The organism is Pusillimonas sp. ANT_WB101, from assembly GCF_008369125.1.
In the GTDB taxonomy this organism is placed as follows: Bacteria; Pseudomonadota; Gammaproteobacteria; order Burkholderiales; family Burkholderiaceae_B; genus Allopusillimonas.
This window is the reverse complement of record NZ_VOAY01000005.1, coordinates 401,654-420,621: the sequence shown is the minus strand read 5'-3', so window position 1 is coordinate 420,621 and position 18,968 is coordinate 401,654. Positions and strand designations below refer to the sequence as shown.

Sequence of the window (18,968 nt, the reverse complement as noted above, 5' to 3'; positions counted from 1 at the left end):
TTATAATCTTAGGCTGCATAAGCTCTGGTGCGCCATGGGCACAGACGGGTTCATAAAGAGCCGCTTCGGGCCATACACTGCGTTACCGTTTACAAACGCCTAATTGCGTCGGACCATCTGCAGGGTTGTTCATAATATTAAGCAACGGGCCCGCACGAGCAGCAAACTCGGCAGGGCAATGGGCCACACTCGCTTATTGTCGCTGAACAGCCCGAAGGCCTCACGCCATGACAGAGTGTAATCTGAACTTTTGCGATTAATCTCGGTGCTATTATCCGGCTGTCTTTAGTTATTCGTTCGTCTCCGCGCCCATGCCTTCACCTATGCAGCCTTTAACGCCATATTCCGACGGTGCTACGCCTCTTTCGTCGTGGGCGTCGTATTCAGTTTTTTTGTTTTTCGCGTTTATGCTGGGTACCCCTCGAGGCTATGCGCTCGGTGCTGTATTGCTGATCGTGGGCAGTATCTATTACCTAGCCACGCGCCCAGCCATTTCGCTAACGCGCGATGACAAAATCTTGGTCGCCCTCATGTTGGTCATATTTGTGGTCGGGGCCATCAGCTGGCGCTATCACGGCAATGATCTGCAGAGCTTGGATCTGCCCAGCCGTTATCTGTTGGCGATTCCCATTTTTTTGCTGATGCTGGCCCATCCGGTAAAGCTGTCCTGGCTGAACGCCGGGTTTATTGTGGGCGGAATAGCGGCCGGAACGGTTGCAGCGTGGGAAAGATACTCACTTGGCGCAGAGCGAGCCGCTGGGTTTACCGGCGGCATACAGTTTGGTGATCTCGCCCTCATGATGGCTGTGTTCTGTGTCGCAGCCTTTGTGGCTAGCGACTGGTTGTTCCGCAAGCCCGCTTTGTGGCGGGCTGCGTCGCTGTTGGGTGTCGCTGGCGGAAGCTATGCCTCCATCATGTCAGGCGCACGTGGTGGCTGGGTTGCGATCCCGTTCGTAATGTTGGTGTTCTGTGCAGCCTACATGCGACGATCCAATATGAAATGGGTCGCAGCCACATTTGTGGGCATTATTGCAGCTAGTGTGATCGCCGTGTATACGGTACCGATGGTCGAGTCCAGGTTCGAGCTGGCCGTCAAAGACGTACAAATGTACCAACGGGGAAACACAGAGTCGTCGCTGGGGGCTCGTTTTGAGGTATGGCGTGCCCTCACGGTCATCATCCCGCAGAAACCCTACATGGGGTGGAGTGAGGCAGGCTACAAAGAAGAGAAAGAGCGTTTAGTGACGAGCGGCGCGTTCACCTCTTCAGTAACAAAACTCGCGAATACACACAATACGTTTCTGGAACTTTGGGTGCTTCAGGGCATGTTGGGACTGGTACCTGTGCTGGCGCTGCTGGCCTTGTCGCTGGTGTATTTCGTACGCCAATTGAGGTCGGCAGACCCAGTTGCACAGTATCTTGCTGTGTGTGGTGTGTCATTGGTGGGCTGTTTCGTGATTTTTAGCCAGACGCAGATCATGCTTGGCCGCAATAACACGTTATTGTTTTTCATCATTTCGCTGATTACATTTTGGGGCGCGTTGCGCTGGCAAATCAAAACCCAGCCCGTACACAATGCCCACGCTTTGTAACATTTCTGTGCTTACGGCTCCACTATGACATGCTACGATCCGTTCATTGATTGAACATGAGTGTAATGGTGCCCCATTCAGACCTGTACGAAGAGAGCCACCTGAAGGTATTGCGGCTGCTCGAGGCTCATCCAGAACTAAGCCAGCGCGAGCTGGCAGAGCGGTTGGGAGTTAGCCTGGGAAAAACCAATTATTGCGTAAGGCATCTGCTCGACAAAGGCCTGCTCAAGATCAACAACTTTCGCAACAGCCGCAACAAGGTTGCCTATGCCTATTTGTTGACACCGGCAGGCATTGCTGCCAAAGCCGAGCTTACAGCCCGATTCCTTAAGCAAAAAATGTATGAATATGAAGTTTTGAAGGCAGATATTGAGCTGTTAAGAAACGAAGCCATGTCAAAAAACGATGTGACCGATGAATACGAGAGGCATCGCTAAAGCAAGCACACAGTGACAACATGCCTGTTCTAGTTATCTGCCTTTTTTTACATAGACACTAAAAATGAAAAACTTTGCGCTTATCGGTGCGGCTGGATACATCGCACCACGCCACATGCAAGCCATCAAGGCCACTGGCAACAACCTTGTTGCGGCGTTTGATCCCAACGATTCGGTAGGCATCATAGACAGCTATTTTCCGACGGCGTCGTTTTTTACCGAGTTTGAGCGTTTTGATCGCCATCTCGATAAAATTCGTCGATCGACTGATAACAGACGGGTTGATTACGTTTCAATCTGTTCGCCCAACTATTTGCACGACTCGCACATGCGCTTTGCGCTGCGCTCGGGTGCAGACGCCATCTGCGAAAAGCCGTTAGTGCTCAACCCCTGGAACATCGATGGGCTGATGGATATCGAGCGCGATACAGGGCACAAGATCAACACCATACTTCAGCTGCGCGTGCATCCATCCATCGTGGCCTTGCGCGACAAGGTGCGTGCTGCTGCAAAAGACACCAAACACGAAGTAGACTTAACGTATATAACGTCGCGTGGTGCCTGGTATATGCAGTCGTGGAAGGGCGATGCCAAAAAGGCCGGCGGTATCGCCACCAACATAGGCGTTCACTTTTTTGACATGCTGCACTTCATCTTTGGCGAGCTGCAGCAAAATGTGGTGCATCACTCCAGCGACACCAAAGCGGCCGGCTACCTCGAATACGAAAACGCCCGCGTACGCTGGTTCTTGTCGGTAGACATCGAAGACGTGCCTCAGGCCGCGCGCGACAACGGCCAGCGCACCTACCGCTCCATCACCGTCGATGGCGAAGAAATCGAGTTTTCCGGTGGCTTTACCGATCTGCACAACCGCAGCTACGAAGAGATTCTGGCCGGGCGCGGGTTTGGGCTGGAAGAGAACCGCACGGCGATCACCACCGTGGCCGCCATCCGCAATGCGACCATTGCCCCGCTGCAGGGCGACTACCATCCATTTCTGAAGAAATGAGCTACTACCAACACGAGAGCGCCATTGTGGACGAAGGCGCGCAGATAGGTGAAGGCTCACGCGTCTGGCACTTTGTGCATGTATGCCCGGGCGCGCGTATCGGCAAAGGCGTGTCGCTGGGCCAAAACGTATTCGTTGGCAACAAGGTCGTCATCGGCGACCAGTGCAAGGTGCAGAACAACGTGTCGGTGTACGACAACGTTACGCTGGAAGAAGGCGTGTTCTGTGGCCCCAGCATGGTGTTTACCAATGTCTACAACCCACGCTCGCTCATCGAGCGTAAAGATCAGTACCGCGATACGCTGGTCAGAAAAGGTGCCACGCTGGGGGCCAACTGCACCATTGTGTGCGGCGTGACCATAGGCCAGTTCGCCTTTGTGGGCGCTGGCGCCGTCGTAAATAAAGACGTGCCTGATTATGCTCTGATGGTCGGGGTGCCGGCACGCCAAATCGGCTGGATGAGCGAATTTGGCGAGCAGCTAAACCTGCCCATTGAAGGCGAAGGCCAGGTGCAGTGCCAGCATACCAGCGCCCAGTATGTGCTTAAGGGCAAACAACTCCACAAGCAGGAAGCCTGAACCATGATTGAATTTGTTGATCTGAAAGCGCAGCAAGACCGCATTAAGGGCAAGATCGACGCGGGCATTGCGCGCGTGCTGGCCCATGGCAAATACATACTTGGGCCAGAGGTTGCTGAGCTCGAAGAAAAACTGGCCGCCTTTGTGGGTGCCAAATACTGCATTAGCTGTGCCAATGGCACCGATGCGCTGCAAATTGTGCAAATGGCACTGGGCATAGGGCCGGGCGATGAAGTTATTACGCCCGGGTTTACTTACATTGCGACTGCCGAGACGGTGGCGGTGCTGGGCGCCAAGCCCGTGTACGTGGATATTGATCCACGCACCTATAACCTGGACCCTGCGCTGCTCGAAGCCGCCATTACCCCGCGCACCAAGGCCATTATCCCGGTCTCGCTTTACGGCCAGTGTGCCGACTACGACGCCATCAATGAAATTGCCGCGCGTCACGGTATACCTGTCATCGAAGATGCGGCCCAGAGCTTTGGCGCGACCTACAAGGGGCGCAACTCGTGCAACCTGACCACCGTCGCCTGTACCAGCTTTTTTCCCAGCAAGCCGCTGGGTTGCTACGGGGACGGCGGGGCGATTTTTACCAATGACGAAGAGCTGGCCAAGGTGATACGCCAGGTGGCACGTCACGGGCAGGATCGCCGTTATCATCATATTCGCGTGGGCGTGAACAGCCGGCTCGATACATTGCAGGCGGCCATTTTGCTGCCTAAGTTGGAGATATTTCCTGAGGAAATTGAACTGAGAAATGAAGTGGCACGTAGTTATGCTGAAACTCTGAAGGACAACCAGTTGCTCGGCCTTCCTCATGTTTCAGCTAACAATGTTTCCGTATATGCACAATACACCGTGCGTGTTAAAGACCGTGAGCAATTTGAGAAGGGCTTGAAGCGCGCCAGCATACCTTATGCCATTCATTACCCAACGCCGCTGAATAAACAGCCCGCGGTGGAGGATCTTACTGCGCATCTGCCTCAGGGTGACGGGGCTGCGGGTGAAGTGCTGAGTCTTCCGATGAGCCCTTACCTCACATCGCGCGATATGCGAGAGATCGCTGAAACATTGCTTCGCATTTCTAATGAGATGGCTATCTGAATATGGCTGCGGACTCAGGTGACGCCAATGATGCCTAATTACTGGCGGAACGTTCTCTCCGTGTTCACTGGCTCTGCTGTTGCACAGCTTATACCGGTACTCGGCGCGTTAATCATTGCACGCCAATATGGTCCTGAAGAGTTTGGTAAATTTTCAGCATGGCTGGGTGTAGTGGTCGTCGCGTCGACAATGTTAACCGCCCGTCTTGAAATCTCTTTGGTTCTTGAAAGAGATGGACGATTTAGAAATATCGCCGCATTCGTTGTCTTGATTACTACTTTTCTATTAGGCTTGTTAGGCGCAGGTAGCGTTGCCATTTACTACTTTTTGATCGAGAACGAATACTTCAACAACATTTATCTGCTTGGGTTATTGATTCCCTGTTCTATACTGTTTTCATTAAATCAGATATGGCAATCTTGGGCAGCTGCAGATGGTCGTTATCGAGAACTAAACATATTGCGGGTTACGCAAGCAGTATGCGTAGTTGTTCCCCAAATAATCGCCGGTGAATTAATAGCTTCAGCAAGCTCGCTTGCTTTCGCGTTCGGAATAGGGTTGTTGGCAAGCCAGATAGTCGCTGTAAAGATTATGACCCTGTCGATACCCCCTCTGCGTAAATGGAAAAAGCTGACGGTCGGTTATTGGAGGCGACATAAAAAGTTTCCGATATATTCGCTTCCTGCCGACACAATTAACGCACTAGCTATACAGCTTCCTGTATTGATAGTTGCCTCCCGTTTTGGGGCGGAGAGTGCTGGTTTCCTGGCGTTAGCGATCCGTGTGCTAGGGATGCCACTGTCGTTCTTGGGGAAGGCCGTTTTGGATGTGTTTAAGCGCCAAGCCTCTGTCGCATACAGGGATAGAGGAGAGTGCCGCTCGGAGTATATGCGTACTTTCTTCGTATTGTCTGGGGGTAGTCTGATTTTTGTGCTTTCTGCTTATTTTCTTTCTGAACCAGCTTTTGGTCTGGCATTCGGAGCTGAATGGCTGACAGCTGGTACTTACAGCGTTCTATTGTTGCCAATGTTTGCATTCAGATTCGTCGCTAGTCCCCTGAGTTATATCATTTATATAGTTAATAAACAGCAGGTTGATCTGTTTTGGCAGATCGCCCTCTTGTTGGTAACTGTGGTGAGTTTAAGTTACTCATCGAGTGTTCATGGCGCCATTCTGCTTTACTCATGGGGATATTCAGTTTTATATATAGTGTATTTAATAATATCGTATATATATAGTAAGGGGAATCAACCCTTAAGGAACGAACTGCAATGATCGGAGTTTTGGATTATGGGTGCGGAAATATAAATTCCGTCATCCGGATGATCGAGAAAAATGGAGGGCAAGCAAGAAAAGTTGGCACTGCAGCGCAGCTATCCGAAATTGATAAATTGATTATTCCCGGCGTGGGTGCGTTTGATCATGGCATGCACGAGCTAAAAGACAGAGATCTACTGAAACCGTTGGACGTTTTTGCTCATCAGCGAAAGAAACCGGTGCTCGGCATTTGTCTGGGTATGCAACTGATGTGTCTGGACAGCGAAGAGGGGGAGCAGCAGGGGCTGGGGTGGATCAGCGCTCACGTTCGTCGTTTCGATACTCGAAAAACACCGGAGCTAAAAGTGCCGCACATGGGATGGGCAGATCTGAAAGTTATAAGAGCCAATCATCTCCTGCCTTTGGGTGAAGCGAAAGTGCGTTTCTATTTTGTGCATGCTTACAAAGTGGAGGCAACGTGTACGTCGGATGTGATCGCCACTGCTACTCACGGAGAAGATTTCGTGGCGGCATTCGAACGAGATAACGTCATGGGAGTACAGTTTCACCCCGAAAAAAGTCATCGTTTCGGTTTCATGCTTTTGAAGAACTTTATGGATATACCAGCATGAGACCTCGTATCATTCCCGTTCTCTCTCTTAGCAATGGCGGATTGGTAAAAACCACCAAGTTCAAAAATCCGAAGTATGTGGGCGACCCCACTAACGCTATCAGGATATTTAATGATAAAGAAGTTGACGAGCTAATAGTTGTAGACATAACCGCATCAAAAAACGGCTCGGAGCCGGATTTTGAAGTAATAAGACTATTTGCCGAAGAATGCTTTATGCCGCTTACTTATGGCGGAGGCATCAGAACACTTTCTCAAGCCACCAGGATATTCGATCTTGGAATCGAGAAGGTGAGTCTGCAGACGGCTGCGCTCGACGATCTTTCTTTAATATCTGCGCTTGCGCGTAAATACGGACAACAAAGTGTTGTATTGTCTGTAGATATCAAAAGAGATTGGCGCCGTAAACCTTGGGTTTATTGTGCGCGAACTCGAAAATTGTTAACCGCCAACCTTTCCGAGTACATCCAGGCAAGAATCGATGCGGGAGCAGGGGAAATATTGCTTAACTCCGTGGATCATGACGGCGTGATGGATGGCTATGATCTGGATTTGATCAAATCCGTAGCGTCATCTGTCGCAGTACCATTGATAGCCTTAGGCGGGGCCGGCTCCGCCGAACACCTGAAAAATGCCCTGCGCGTCGGAGCGTCTGCCGCCGCCGCCGGCGCTCTTTTTGTTTTCAAGGGGCCTCATCGAGCGGTATTAATTAATTATCCAAAAGAAATATTTTTCGAACTCCAGTAATTATTTGATGGTGACTACAATGCAAGTCTGCAGCCGGTGCGTGATGGATGAAAGCGCTAATGATATTGAGTTCAATGAGCATGGGGTATGCAATTACTGTAGATCATTCGAATTAAAGTCGGAAACTGTCGAGCATCTTGATGCGGAGCAAAAACAGCAGAGGCTGAATAAACTTATCTCTGAAGTGAAACATCAAGGGAGAGGAAAGCGATACGATTGCATTATAGGCGTGTCGGGCGGGGTAGATAGTTCCTGGGTATTGGTAAAAGCGGTGGAGCATGGGCTTAGGCCTCTTGCCGTACACATGGATAACGGTTGGAATTCGGAGCTCGCACAAAATAATATTGAAAATCTGATCAACGGATTGAATGTTGATTTATATACGCACGTTATTGAATGGCATGAGTATCGGCAACTAATGCAGTCTTTTTTCGACGCTAATGTTATCGATGTGGAACTTCTTTATGATAACGCAATGACTGCTGTAAATTATCAGCAAGCAGCCAAGTACGGCTTGAAGCATATCTTGGCCGGCACGAATCACGCTACTGAGGGTCTGGATATACCTTCCGAATGGAACTGGTTTAAATTCGACGAGAAGAACATAAAAAGTATTGCGAGTCAGTTCTCCTCGGTAAAGATCACGACATTTCCTTTGTTTGGTATTAAAGATTATATTAAGTTCGCAATTATTAAAAAGATTAAATGGATTTCATTTCTAGACTTGATGGAGTTTAATAAATTTGATGCTATGAGTGAGCTCCAGTCCAGATTTGGGTATAAGCCATATCCGTACAAGCATTATGAGTCAATCTTTACTCGGTTTTATCAAGGCTATATTTTGCCTCGAAAATTCAACGTTGATAAGCGTCGAGTGCACCTCAGTACATTAATCATGTCAGGGCAGATGGATCGCGAACATGCGTTGAGAGATCTGGAGAATAGCCCTTACCCTAATCGAGCTGATCTCGACCTGGATATGAATTATTTCCTGAAGAAGATGGGATGGACCAGAGCCCAGCTGGATGCGTATCTTGATGCGCCTCGGGTCGCGCACGATCACTATCCCAGCAACTACGAGCGTTGGCAGATGTTAGCGAAAATGTATAAACGCATGACCGGCGCAAAATAATACTTTGAAATTGACATAAATTTTCTGAGACATATGCGATATCTACATGCAGCGCTACTCTTGCGCCCAATGGCGGGAATAGTGCAACAGATGCTCTGGGAACAACAGGCGGCCCAGGATATTGGCCTTAGCTGGCAAAGCAGAATAATGACCAATAACTCAAATTTTGTTTCAGGAGAAATCTTCGTTGGTAACTCCAGTAAGGCACCCAAAAACAATGTGTTTTCCATGGGGATTACGTGGATCAGCATCAGGATTGCATACTTGCGATGGTTGAGAGCTCAGACAGATGTCGATGTGTATGTCTTACGCTATAGCGTTCATGATCCTTTTCAGCTTTTCTTCATTATGCTCAGTCGCAAGCCTGTTTATCTGGTGCATCACACAATGGAAATCGCTGAGTTACAGAGTAAGGGCACTTTGTTAGGAAGGCTAAGGGCTGCCGCCGACACGTTGATAGGAAAGCAGGCGCTTCGAAGGGCAGCTGGCATTGTTGGAGTAACGCAGGAGTTATGTGAGTACGAAAAATCCAGGATACCTGCCGTCGATAAGCCAACGTTCGTTTATCCAAATGGCGTAAGGTATCAAGATAATGCGTTACTTGACACACGGGGCGAAATACCAGAATTACTGTTCGTAGCCAATGATTTTGAATCGTGGCATGGCCTTGATTACTTGCTGGATGACCTGGAAAATACCTCAAGAAACTTTCGTCTTCACTTGGTTGGTAACGTGTTTCCATCCGACTTGGGGCTTTGTCTGGCCGACAGCCGAGTAATCATACATGGCTTGAGGAGCCCCGAAGATATACGAGATATTGCAGGCCGCTGCTGGTTGGGTCTCACCTCTTTCGCCCTGTTTCGCAAAGGAATGCAAGAGGCCTGTACACTCAAGGTGCGTGAATACTTGATGCTAGGGTTGCCCGTTTACAGTGGTCATCAGGACGTTTTCCCGGCAGAATACCCCCACTATCGAAAGGGGCCAGCACAGCTTAGCGCGATAGTAGAATATGCCGACTCAGTTCGTGGCACTTCTCGTGAGACCGTGAGCGCATCGGCGCGTCCGTATATCGATAAAGGAATTATTCTCTCAAAATTGGCCAAAAAACTTTCAATTTGATGGGTGAGGTTCCAGTTGGACGATAACAATAATTATTATTCGCTCAGTCGCAGTTACTCCACGATATCAAAGCTTGGGTTCTTTTTGTTCTTCGCATTCGGCCCGAGCTGGAAATTCGCCGAAACGATGTTCGGCATCAGGCGGATCAACGTGAGCGCTATCTATTTGTGCGTCACCTTGGCCCTGATTTTCTTGTTCCTGATAAAAGCCTGCGTGATTCCTAGACGGATCAGATTTAGTATTTCGTTCACGTCAGTTGTCTTTTTGTTAATTTGGATCCTAACTGTTCAGGGTCTCTATCTCTTCGTCTTGACCGAGGACGTCAGCTGGTGGACGCTCGGCCGGTACCTGTCCAACACTGCTGTCGCACCCCTATTATTAGTTCTGATAGGCAAAGAGTATGCGGAAGACCCCACTGGTTTCAGCACTGCAATCACTCTGTCATGGGTGTTTTCGACATCGTTATATATAGGAAGCTTTTTTTATATTGGTCCCAATTTTCACACCGCCATAGTTGATGCGAGCATTTATCTGACACTTTCTGACTGTTATGCTATCGTGTCCATTCTTTTTTTACTCGGCAGACGTCAGAAGATAGAATCGTTAGCGATATTCGCTGTGAGTTTATGGGTATTGTTTTTTCTTAATTCTCGCTTCTCATTTATAGCATTTATTCTGACATGTTTTTTTATTATGGCCTGTCGAAATAAGCTTCAGGCAGTGGTGTTGGCGTGTATTGCGGTCTTGCTGCTGGCGGCTCTCGGGCCTACTATCGTGTCGGTTCTGGGGCCGGATCACCGCATGGTTCGATTATTTCTTTTTCATCACGACTCATCGATGTCTGAACGCGTTGTGCTGTTATATCAGGAGCTTAATTTTCTGAGGGAAAACTGGGTGCTGGGGCATTATATGTATGATGTCGTCGCTACAGGTGGCACCGGAAACTATGCGCATAATTACCTTTCGTTTCTAAGTGCCTATGGAATTGGGCCAGCGATCGTGCTGATATTTCTGTTATTAAGTTTCGTATTAAAGGGCTTGATTCAAGGCGGACGTAATAATCATTTCGAGGCGGCGTATGCAATGATGATATTTTCATTGCTCGGGATCATAGCGGCTCGCAGTTATCTCTATCCCTATATTTGGTTTGGGTTGGCGGCGATGGCATCTGTGTATTCCAGGTATCCCTCCAGGAGCGAGCGTTTATGATGTTTTCTTTGCTTATGTCGCTCTATGAAGGCGAAAGCGCATCCAACCTAGACCAGGCGTTGCAGAGCGTAGCTGCATCCACCGTATTGCCAACAGAGGTTGTAATGGTGTTGGATGGTCCTGTTCGGGCTGAGCTGAAAGATGTTATTGAAAAGCACGCGGCGGGGCTAAACCTGAAGATCGTGGCGCTGTCCTCGAATGTCGGGTTGGGCAAAGCGTTGAGCGAAGGCTTGCGTCATTGCTCTTATGATTGGATTGCGCGTTTTGATACCGATGATCTCAATGAACCTCATCGATTTGAAGTGCAACTGGAATTGATAGAGAAGTTTCCCGCAGTTGATGTTTTTGGCTCTTCGGTTGTAGAGTTCGTTGAAGAGCCAGACGTGGTGCGGGCTATCAAGAACGTTCCTGAAACACATGACGCAATATTAAAGTTCGCGAAGAAAAGAAATCCCTTCAATCATATGACTGTCATGTTTCGCAAAGAAACAGTGCTGCGGTTTGGTGGGTACGGCAACGAATATTTCTATGAAGATTATGCGCTGTGGGTCAGAATGTTGGCAGGGGGGGCACAGGCGGCAAATATTCGTGAACCTCTGGTGCGTATGCGTACTGCAGCAAATATGTACAAGCGCCGTGGGGGGCTACGATACGCCAGGCAGGAATTAGCCGTGCAGTACAGTTTCTTTAAGCTTGGATTCATCGGCCCGGGCCGTATGTTGCTGAATTGTCTGCAGCGTATTCCAACGCGACTTTTGCCCGCCGCTTTGCGGGAGTTCGTTTATTTGAAATTCTTACGCTGAGTTGGAATCACAACGCGCTCATCGCGCTCCAAAGCCCGTTAACATGATTTTAACGGTCAGAAAAACGACGAGAATATCCAAGTAGATTGAGCAGTTTTTTATGTAATAAAAGTCGTACTCGATCTTAATTCGCGTCGCATCGGCGTCCGCTGTGTATCCTTGACGAACCTGAGCCCAGCCGGTTATCCCTGGCTTTACTACATGTCGGTAACTGTAAAACGGGATCAGCGTATCGAATCGTGCGACGAATTCCGGCTGCTCAGGACGAGGGCCAATAATACTCATTTGGTTTTTCAGCACATTTATAAATTGCGGCAATTCGTCTATTCTCATTTTACGTATGACGCGTCCTACTCTCGTGATACGTGGATCTTCTTCGTCTGCGAATTGCTGCGTGACAACTCCGTCGAAGCGCATGCTGCGGAATTTGTAGATTGTGAATATTTTGTTGCCCAACCCTACTCGCTGTTGGGTAAAAATGATCGGCCCCGGACTTTCAATCTTAATTAACAAGGCCGTTATGACACAGACGGGAAGAACTATGGGTAACGTCAATAAGACGATGGCTATGTCCATCGCGAATTTTATTCTTTCATAACTTATGCTTGGAAGCAGTGACCCAATATTGTTTTCTGACATTTGGTTGATACGGACGCGTCCAGTAAATGATTCAAAAATTCTTTTTGCATCATACACGGCGATACGTCTAAGGGCGCACTGGGTAAGAAATCGTTCAGTGGCTTCATCTAGATTTTCGAAATCGGCAACGACTGCGTCATAACGGACGCTGCCTAAATTGAAATCTTTTATTATCCGAACGTCCAGGTCCGCTATAGTCAACAGATTACTTGTAACCCCAGAACCTACCAACGCAAGCTTTGGCCGCCGATACGGAGATGTGATCAGGTATTCGAGGTAAAACCAGATTAATGCGAATACTCCCGATGTTACAAGAATAAGTCTAGATATATCGGCTCGCATCAGTAATACAATTAATGCGAGCAACATGTAGATTATGATAACTTGTGGCGCGATGAAGAAGCCCGACCGCCCCCCGGGGTATGCCCTGCGCAGTCTCTCGACTGCGAAGTGACAGGTTACAAATGAAAGGGTCGTAACTGCAAGGGCAGTTCGCTGACCTTGGGTGGACATTGGCGTATCTTGCAAGCTCACATGTAGGCTGAGAGGCACAAGGACAGATGTAGCCCATCCTAAAACCAAGAGAAACCAAGGCGATAGAAGGATTTGCTCGTAAATTCGATGAAATCGGCGAGTAGGCAGGTCACTCATGGATAAATATCTACCGGTGGGTTTACATGCTAGCTGCGCGAGAGCTTCGCGAGAAAAATTGAGCCGCTAGAGCAGCGAATAGTCCCATCATCAGACCTGTGATCGTCCCCAATGCCAGCACAAGCAGCTTTCGCGGGCGTGATGGATCCTCGGGTGGCCTGGCGGCATAGTCGACGCGAGCGACCTTCAACTGGCTGGCGTCCAGCTTGATGCTGTCCAACAAGCTCTGTTTCTTGAGTAAGTCTGGAAGTTCCTCGATGTATGCGTCGTCGGTCTTGCGCCTTTCAAGTACAGCGAGTTCGGAACGTAAGGCCTTGGAGCCTCGCAGATAGAGCAAACCTTCACCGTTGGCGTTGACGCTGGCTTCGTTGATCGTGATGTTCAGCGCTCTGGGTGATGGCTCTTCTAGACCTATCTTCTCTGCGATTTCCAGGGCGTTGTTCAGCCTGACTATTCTTGTTGCGCGTGTCTCTTTTGCGACACGTTTTAGCGTCGCGATCTGCTGTCTGACGCCATTTTTGCGCACTTCCACTTCGCCTGCCAGGTTAGCAATCAGATTGCTTTTGGTGGCTTGCATACCAAGCTGAGTATAAGCATTTGCCCAGTCTGCAGCCAGACGAGGGTCGTCTGCCATTACGGTGACCGTGGTGCTGACATCTCCCTGCTGCGGGGGCGTAACGGTGACGTCATTTTGCAACCGTTTCCATAAGCGCTGCTCGCTAAGTTTTAATTTGTCCGATAAAGTCGGGGAGTAGTATTCGTTAAAGAATTTTTGCATGACCGCTCTGGACCGCAGTTGCACGATAAACGCGGCATACGCATCTTCAGGTGTAATTATCTTGATGCTGGCAATCGCTGCGTCGCTCGATGACCCCATCATGTCGTTGATGGCCGTACCTGTCAATTGACTGGCGGCGTTGTAGCTGATTAGGTCGCTAGCGGTCGGAGGCATCACTCTGCTAGTGGCTTCATATGTGGGCGTGGCGAAATATATGTAGAGCAAAGAAATTACCGCCGCAGCGATCGTAAATGCGGTGATTAATCTTTTGCCACGCCACAGACCCAAGACCAGAACAGCGAGGTCAACGTCACCACTTCTGGAATCGCGAAGGTTCGATCGTTTGTCTGCCACTTTATCTCCGGACAACAGCTAACGTAGTTTTGGAAGTGCGCCGATCGGCCCCACTTTTTGTTGACAGTATACTCGCGCATTGCAGTTAACAGATTTGCACGAATTTAGTTCTCGTTTTTCAGTCGACGGGTATCTCGCTACCGAAATTCAGGAAAACTGATTGGCATAAGATCGGCGAATTGTACGGGCCCGCCACGGCGCTTGGGTAGTTTGTATATTTTTAGCCACGAGGCAGTTCCTTTTAGGAATCTATACGCAGTCAGTAGGCAAAATTTTTTTATATGCGTTATAGCATTTCAGGGTAGGGTGTTCTGAAAGTCGTCATTGTAGTCAACATCTTTAGGTTCGGTGCACTGTTGTCACTCGCACTTCATTGAAGAAAAAAATGTTCATAAAAGTTAACGAGTACCGCAGCGACATAGATGGGCTAAGGGCCTTTGCTGTGGTTACAGTGTTTCTTTTTCACATTAATTTCAGTCTTGTTCCGGCGGGATACGTTGGGGTAGACGTCTTTTTTGTTATATCTGGTTATCTAATCACACGAATCTTAATACGTGATTTTGAGAATCGCACATTTTCCTTGCGATCATTTTATGCCAGACGAATAATGCGTATCTTGCCGCCATTCTTCGTTGTCATGCTGATTTCGGTAACGGTGGGTTGTGTGTTGTTGTTACCGGAAGATAGTCGTGAAATGACTGCGTCGGCAAAGTACGCGACGCTCTTCATTTCCAATATTTTCTTCTCGCGAGCAAAAGGATATTTCGACGCCTCTTCCGACGAGTTTCCGCTACTTCACACGTGGTCGCTGTCCGTGGAGGAACAGTTTTATTTGCTCTGGCCTTTGGCAGTCGGTCTTTTTTTCTTGATAGTACGGCGCACAGCGATCTCGCGTTACATTACTCGCCGCAGACTGTTGGCAGGTTTAATTGCGAGTTTGATTGTTATCTGTTTCGTCTGGACACAGTATGCGTTGAGTCATGCTGATAACTACCAGCGACTTTATTTCTTGTTGCAGGCCAGGGCTGGCGAGCTGTTGATGGGTGGACTTGTGTGCTCATTGGATAAGCCCAGGAGCACACGATGGACTGGGGCGGCATCTATAGCTGGCATGGTATTAGTAATAGCTCCAATGTTCTTATTGAGCAAGGATTCTCTGTATCCGGGTTATAACGCGGTTCTTCCATGTGTGGGTACAGGCTTGATTCTGTACATGGGGCAGTGTGATAATTACTCGAACACATGGGCAAATAAGCTGCTTAGTCTCAAAGGGTTGGTAGGTATTGGCTTAATTTCCTATTCACTTTACCTTTGGCACTGGCCTATATTGGCATACATGCGCTATGTCTATGGGCGTTACGAATTACCGATCAGCTGGTTACTTTTGGCTGTAATTACAGCGTTTTTTCTCGCTGGGTTAAACTACATTTTTGTAGAGCAAAAAACGCGCCGCCGACATGTGTCGTTTATACACGCAGTGTCGGTGTTTTATTTTTTGCCAGGCGCGGTGACGCTGCCGCTGGTCGGTTACATAGTTCCGCATATGTTATTTCCGGCGAAGGCCGAACCCAATAATGCTGAGATCATCCTGAGAAGTTACGGCGTTGACGTTTGCCACGGCACGTTTGATAAGCATTGTGTCAGGGGAGATGCCACCAAGCAAGTTCGGGTACTCGTTACGGGCGATTCCCACGCCGCCTCGCTAAATGCGTTCATGGATGTAGTGGGACGTAAGGAGGGATGGGCCTCAAGAGTGCTAACAGGTAGCTCCTGCTCGCCCGTTTTTGGATTAGATGTAAATGTCTTGCCTTCTTCCTCCCGGGAGCCCTGTGAGCGTCTAAAGGTTTACCTTCAGTCAAATTACATTAACTATGATGTCATAGTGTTTACTTCGTTCTGGGCGTATCAACTAGGATGGACCGAAGACAAGGCGGATCCACGATACCTCGAAAAGTTCAGCAATACTTTGCGTACGATTGCGCAGAAGGTGCCTGTTTATGTTCTGTCTGATGTTCCACGACTGACAATATCGCCTTTCAGGCTAGCTCATTTTGAAAGCCTGGGGCTTGATGTGAAGCGCCACACCTCAGACGAAGCAGCCAAAGCAAACCTACTCGTGAAAAGTGTCGTGACTGACATTCCGGGTGTTAAATGGGTAGACTTGACAGCCGCTTTCGATGAATTCGATCAACGCAGCCTTTATAAGGGTGTCCCCGTGTATTTCGACGACAATCATTTGAATGTTTACGGAAGCACGCAATTGGGTAATATATTCGCGACGTCCCAGAGACTGCTTCCCTGACGGGTTTCTCGCGAACGATTTAAGCAGATTTTGTTGCAACTTTTTTAAAAATGAGAGACTCGGGTATGCCACTTTATAGATTGAATGATGTAACGCCCAAAATCCACGATTCTGCCTTCATCGCAAATGAAGCCACCATCATTGGCCAGGCTGAGCTTCAGGCACGCACCAGCGTTTGGCCCGGTGCGGTCATCCGTGGCGACAATGAGCCTATCGTGGTTGGCGAGGGTTCAAATGTTCAGGAAGGCGCCGTGCTGCATACCGACCCGGGCTGTCCTCTGACCATCGGCAAAAACGTCACCATAGGCCATCAGGCAATGCTGCATGGTTGCACTATCGAAGATGGCTCGCTGATCGGCATCCAGGCAGTCGTGCTTAACAAGGCAGTTATCGGTCGCGACAGTCTGGTGGGTGCGGGCGCATTGGTTACTGAAGGCAAGGTATTCCCCGAGCGATCGCTTATTGTTGGTGCACCGGCCAAAGCCATACGCACACTCAGTGATGAAGAGGTTGAAGGCTTGCGTCGTAATTCGAGTACCTACGTGGATCGGGCTGCGCGTTTCAAGACAGAACTGGTCAAGCTTTAATATGAGTGCTGGGGCCAGGGTGGCGAGTGGTGACCTCAAACGCGGCCAGGCGGCTGCGTCCGTGAAGGCAGCCGTCACACGGCCATTGGCCGGTATTGTTCTTCTGGTGCTTTCTACCTGGGCGCTGTCTGGCCTGGATGCCAGCGGTAAGTGGGTCATGGCGGGCGGTGTTTCGCTGCTCATGCTGTGCTGGGTGCGCTATGTGGTGCACTTGCTGCTGGTACTGGGCTTGGTATTGCCTGTGCGCGGGCTACGTGTCTTGCGCAGTGTCAGGCCGCGCGCGCAGATAGCACGAGGCGCGGTCATGCTGCTTGCGACCATGTCGTTTTTTACCACGCTGCATTATTTACCGCAGGCAGAAGCGACTGCCATCAATTTTCTGGCGCCACTTATCGTGCTGTCGCTCGCACCCTGGCTGCTTAAAGAGGCGGCGCGTACGTCGCGTTGGGTAGCCGCCGGTGTGGGTTTTGCCGGGGTGTTGATTGTGATCCGTCCGGGTGCTGGTCTTGATCCGGTAGGTACATTGTTTGGTCTGCTCACAGCCTGTCTTTTTGCGGCGCAGTTTTTGACAACACGCCGCGTAGCCGTCGACGACTCCTTTACCACCCTGATCTGGAGTGGCGGTGTGGGTAGTATTTGCCTGACGCTGGCGCTTCCATTTATTTTGCCCGATGCGTTGCCCATGTTGGCCCAGCTTGATGCCTGGCACTGGCTGATTCTGATCAGCACGGGCTTCTGGGGGGCTTTGGGGCATTTGCTTCAGATTCAGGCCTATCGTCATGCGGCGGCTTCGCTGCTGGCGCCTTTTGTTTATCTGCAGATCGTCAGCGCGGCCGTATTGGGCTGGTGGGTTTGGGGGCAGTTTCCAGACGCGTTTTCGTGGCTGGGCATAGGTATTATCTGCGCCAGCGGAATTACAATCGGCATGGTTGAATGGCGCAGACGTAACCTATAATTCGCGAATGACAAAAAAAATCCTGATTGTCCGCACATCTTCACTGGGTGACCTGGTGCATATGCTGCCGGCTATCTCTGATATTGCCCGGCATGTACCTGGTGCGCAAATCGACTGGATTGTCGAAGAGGGTTTTGCCGAGATCCCATCCTGGCATCCGGCCGTTAATGAGGTCATACCGGTTGCCCATCGCCGCTGGCGCAAGCACTGGTGGGCGACGCAAACGCGTGCCGCGCGTAAGGCGTTGCGTCACAAGTTGGGGCAGCAACACTACGATATCGTGCTCGACATGCAAGCCCTCATGAAATCGGTCTGGCTGGTCAGGCAGGCGCACGGAGAGCGCCATGGTCTTGATTTTCGCTCTGCACGCGAACCTCTTGCTTCATTTTTTTATAACGTCAAACATACCGTCAAGTTCTGGCAGCCCGCCGTTACCCGCCAGCGGCAACTTGCGGCTGCTGCGCTCGGGTACACCTATACGGGCGAGGCTGATTTCGGGCTGGGCACCATCACCAGCGGGGTACAGGTTCAACCCTACGCGGTGATCATGCCGTCTGCCAGTCGTGATGACAAGCTTTGGCCTGAGGCTGACTGGCAACGTGTTTTTGCAAGGCTGCAAGAGCACGGGCTGGCGCTTAAGCTGCTTTCGGGAAGCCCCGCCGAAACCGAAAGAGCGCGCCGGCTAGTAGAAGGCAATCCGCACGCAGAAGTGCTTCCTCGTATGAGCCTGACCGAGGTTGCCTTGGTGCTGGCGGGAGCGAGCATCATGGTCGGCCTCGATAGTGGGCTTACGCATTTGTCGGCCGGCTTGGGGCGGCCCACCATAGGTATTTATAAGGCTTCAACGCCAGTTCGAACCCCGCTTGAAGGGCCATCTTATACGGCCAGTCTGGGTGAACGCGGCAGCGCCCCTTCCGCCGAGACCGTCTTAAGCGCGGTTGAACAGGCGCTCGAGTTCGAAGACACCAGGCATGCCGACCTGCCAGGCAGCACCGTCAACCCATTGCCCAACTAACAGTGGAAGTGCCCATTACGGTGCCTGGCTGCAAACATACGATAAACTGACTGTCCCACTCAGTAG

Annotated in this window: 18 protein-coding genes; 16 read left to right on the top strand and 2 right to left on the bottom strand. The window is 50.0% G+C overall.

Annotated features, from left to right (window positions below):
- Positions 1–407: 407 nt before the first annotated feature.
- The 12 genes from FQ179_RS20490 to FQ179_RS20435 all read left to right on the top strand — a co-directional run bounded on the left by FQ179_RS20490 (position 408) and on the right by FQ179_RS20435 (position 11,621).
- Positions 408–1,592 carry an O-antigen ligase gene (locus FQ179_RS20490; protein WP_188074676.1) on the top strand — a complete coding sequence of 395 codons (1,185 nt, stop codon included), beginning with the start codon at positions 408–410 and terminating at the stop codon, positions 1,590–1,592.
- Between the two features lie 56 nt (positions 1,593–1,648).
- Positions 1,649–2,029: a MarR family EPS-associated transcriptional regulator gene (locus tag FQ179_RS20485; RefSeq protein WP_255475084.1), complete on the top strand. Its 381-nt coding sequence runs from the start codon at positions 1,649–1,651 to the stop codon at positions 2,027–2,029.
- A 64-nt stretch (positions 2,030–2,093) separates the two neighbouring features.
- Positions 2,094–3,038 (top strand): Gfo/Idh/MocA family protein, encoded by a 945-nt coding sequence (locus FQ179_RS20480; protein ID WP_149399254.1) that lies wholly within the window; start codon positions 2,094–2,096, stop codon positions 3,036–3,038.
- Positions 3,035–3,616, top strand: a complete 582-nt coding sequence (wbpD, locus tag FQ179_RS20475) for a UDP-2-acetamido-3-amino-2,3-dideoxy-D-glucuronate N-acetyltransferase (RefSeq protein ID WP_149396268.1) — start codon at positions 3,035–3,037, stop codon at positions 3,614–3,616. Before FQ179_RS20480 ends, wbpD begins: the two co-directional genes overlap by 4 nt.
- 3 nt (positions 3,617–3,619) lie before the next feature.
- Positions 3,620–4,723, top strand: a complete 1,104-nt coding sequence (locus FQ179_RS20470) for a DegT/DnrJ/EryC1/StrS aminotransferase family protein (RefSeq protein ID WP_149399252.1) — start codon at positions 3,620–3,622, stop codon at positions 4,721–4,723.
- Between the two features lie 27 nt (positions 4,724–4,750).
- Complete coding sequence (locus FQ179_RS20465) at positions 4,751–5,998, top strand: lipopolysaccharide biosynthesis protein (protein ID WP_149399250.1); 1,248 nt, start codon at positions 4,751–4,753, stop codon at positions 5,996–5,998.
- A complete protein-coding gene (gene hisH / locus FQ179_RS20460; protein WP_149399248.1) occupies positions 5,995–6,612 on the top strand; it encodes an imidazole glycerol phosphate synthase subunit HisH in 618 nt (205 codons plus the stop codon). Before FQ179_RS20465 ends, hisH begins: the two co-directional genes overlap by 4 nt.
- Positions 6,609–7,358 carry an AglZ/HisF2 family acetamidino modification protein gene (locus FQ179_RS20455; protein ID WP_149399246.1) on the top strand — a complete coding sequence of 250 codons (750 nt, stop codon included), beginning with the start codon at positions 6,609–6,611 and terminating at the stop codon, positions 7,356–7,358. The genes hisH and FQ179_RS20455 overlap by 4 nt, the downstream gene beginning before the upstream one ends.
- A gap of 19 nt (positions 7,359–7,377) precedes the next feature.
- A complete protein-coding gene (locus FQ179_RS20450; protein ID WP_188074675.1) occupies positions 7,378–8,490 on the top strand; it encodes an N-acetyl sugar amidotransferase in 1,113 nt (370 codons plus the stop codon).
- 81 nt (positions 8,491–8,571) lie between these two features.
- The gene (locus tag FQ179_RS20445; RefSeq protein WP_149399242.1) at positions 8,572–9,609 is read left to right on the top strand and encodes a glycosyltransferase family 4 protein; all 1,038 of its coding nucleotides are present in this window, start codon (positions 8,572–8,574) and stop codon (positions 9,607–9,609) included.
- A gap of 150 nt (positions 9,610–9,759) precedes the next feature.
- Entirely contained in the window at positions 9,760–10,818 is a 1,059-nt protein-coding gene (locus tag FQ179_RS20440) for an O-antigen ligase (protein ID WP_149399240.1), read from the top strand.
- The gene (locus FQ179_RS20435) at positions 10,815–11,621 is read left to right on the top strand and encodes a glycosyltransferase (protein ID WP_149399238.1); all 807 of its coding nucleotides are present in this window, start codon (positions 10,815–10,817) and stop codon (positions 11,619–11,621) included. Before FQ179_RS20440 ends, FQ179_RS20435 begins: the two co-directional genes overlap by 4 nt.
- An 18-nt stretch (positions 11,622–11,639) precedes the next feature.
- Here FQ179_RS20435 and FQ179_RS20430 read toward each other — a convergent pair whose 3' ends face one another.
- Entirely contained in the window at positions 11,640–12,773 is a 1,134-nt protein-coding gene (locus tag FQ179_RS20430; protein ID WP_188074674.1) for an exopolysaccharide biosynthesis polyprenyl glycosylphosphotransferase, read from the bottom strand.
- Between the two features lie 160 nt (positions 12,774–12,933).
- Complete coding sequence (locus FQ179_RS20425) at positions 12,934–14,043, bottom strand: LPS O-antigen chain length determinant protein WzzB (protein ID WP_188074673.1); 1,110 nt, start codon at positions 14,041–14,043, stop codon at positions 12,934–12,936.
- Between the two features lie 385 nt (positions 14,044–14,428).
- Between FQ179_RS20425 and FQ179_RS20420 the strand changes: the two genes are divergently transcribed.
- From FQ179_RS20420 to waaC, 4 genes are all read left to right on the top strand, one after another.
- Positions 14,429–16,345 carry an acyltransferase family protein gene (locus tag FQ179_RS20420; protein ID WP_149399232.1) on the top strand — a complete coding sequence of 639 codons (1,917 nt, stop codon included), beginning with the start codon at positions 14,429–14,431 and terminating at the stop codon, positions 16,343–16,345.
- Positions 16,346–16,410: 65 nt separating this feature from the next.
- Entirely contained in the window at positions 16,411–16,932 is a 522-nt protein-coding gene (locus FQ179_RS20415; protein ID WP_149399230.1) for a gamma carbonic anhydrase family protein, read from the top strand.
- Between the two features lies 1 nt (position 16,933).
- On the top strand, positions 16,934–17,887 hold the full coding sequence (locus FQ179_RS20410; RefSeq protein ID WP_149399228.1) for a DMT family transporter: 954 nt from the start codon (positions 16,934–16,936) through the stop codon (positions 17,885–17,887).
- A gap of 7 nt (positions 17,888–17,894) precedes the next feature.
- Complete coding sequence (gene waaC / locus FQ179_RS20405; RefSeq protein WP_149399226.1) at positions 17,895–18,902, top strand: lipopolysaccharide heptosyltransferase I; 1,008 nt, start codon at positions 17,895–17,897, stop codon at positions 18,900–18,902.
- The last annotated feature ends 66 nt before the right edge of the window (positions 18,903–18,968 follow it).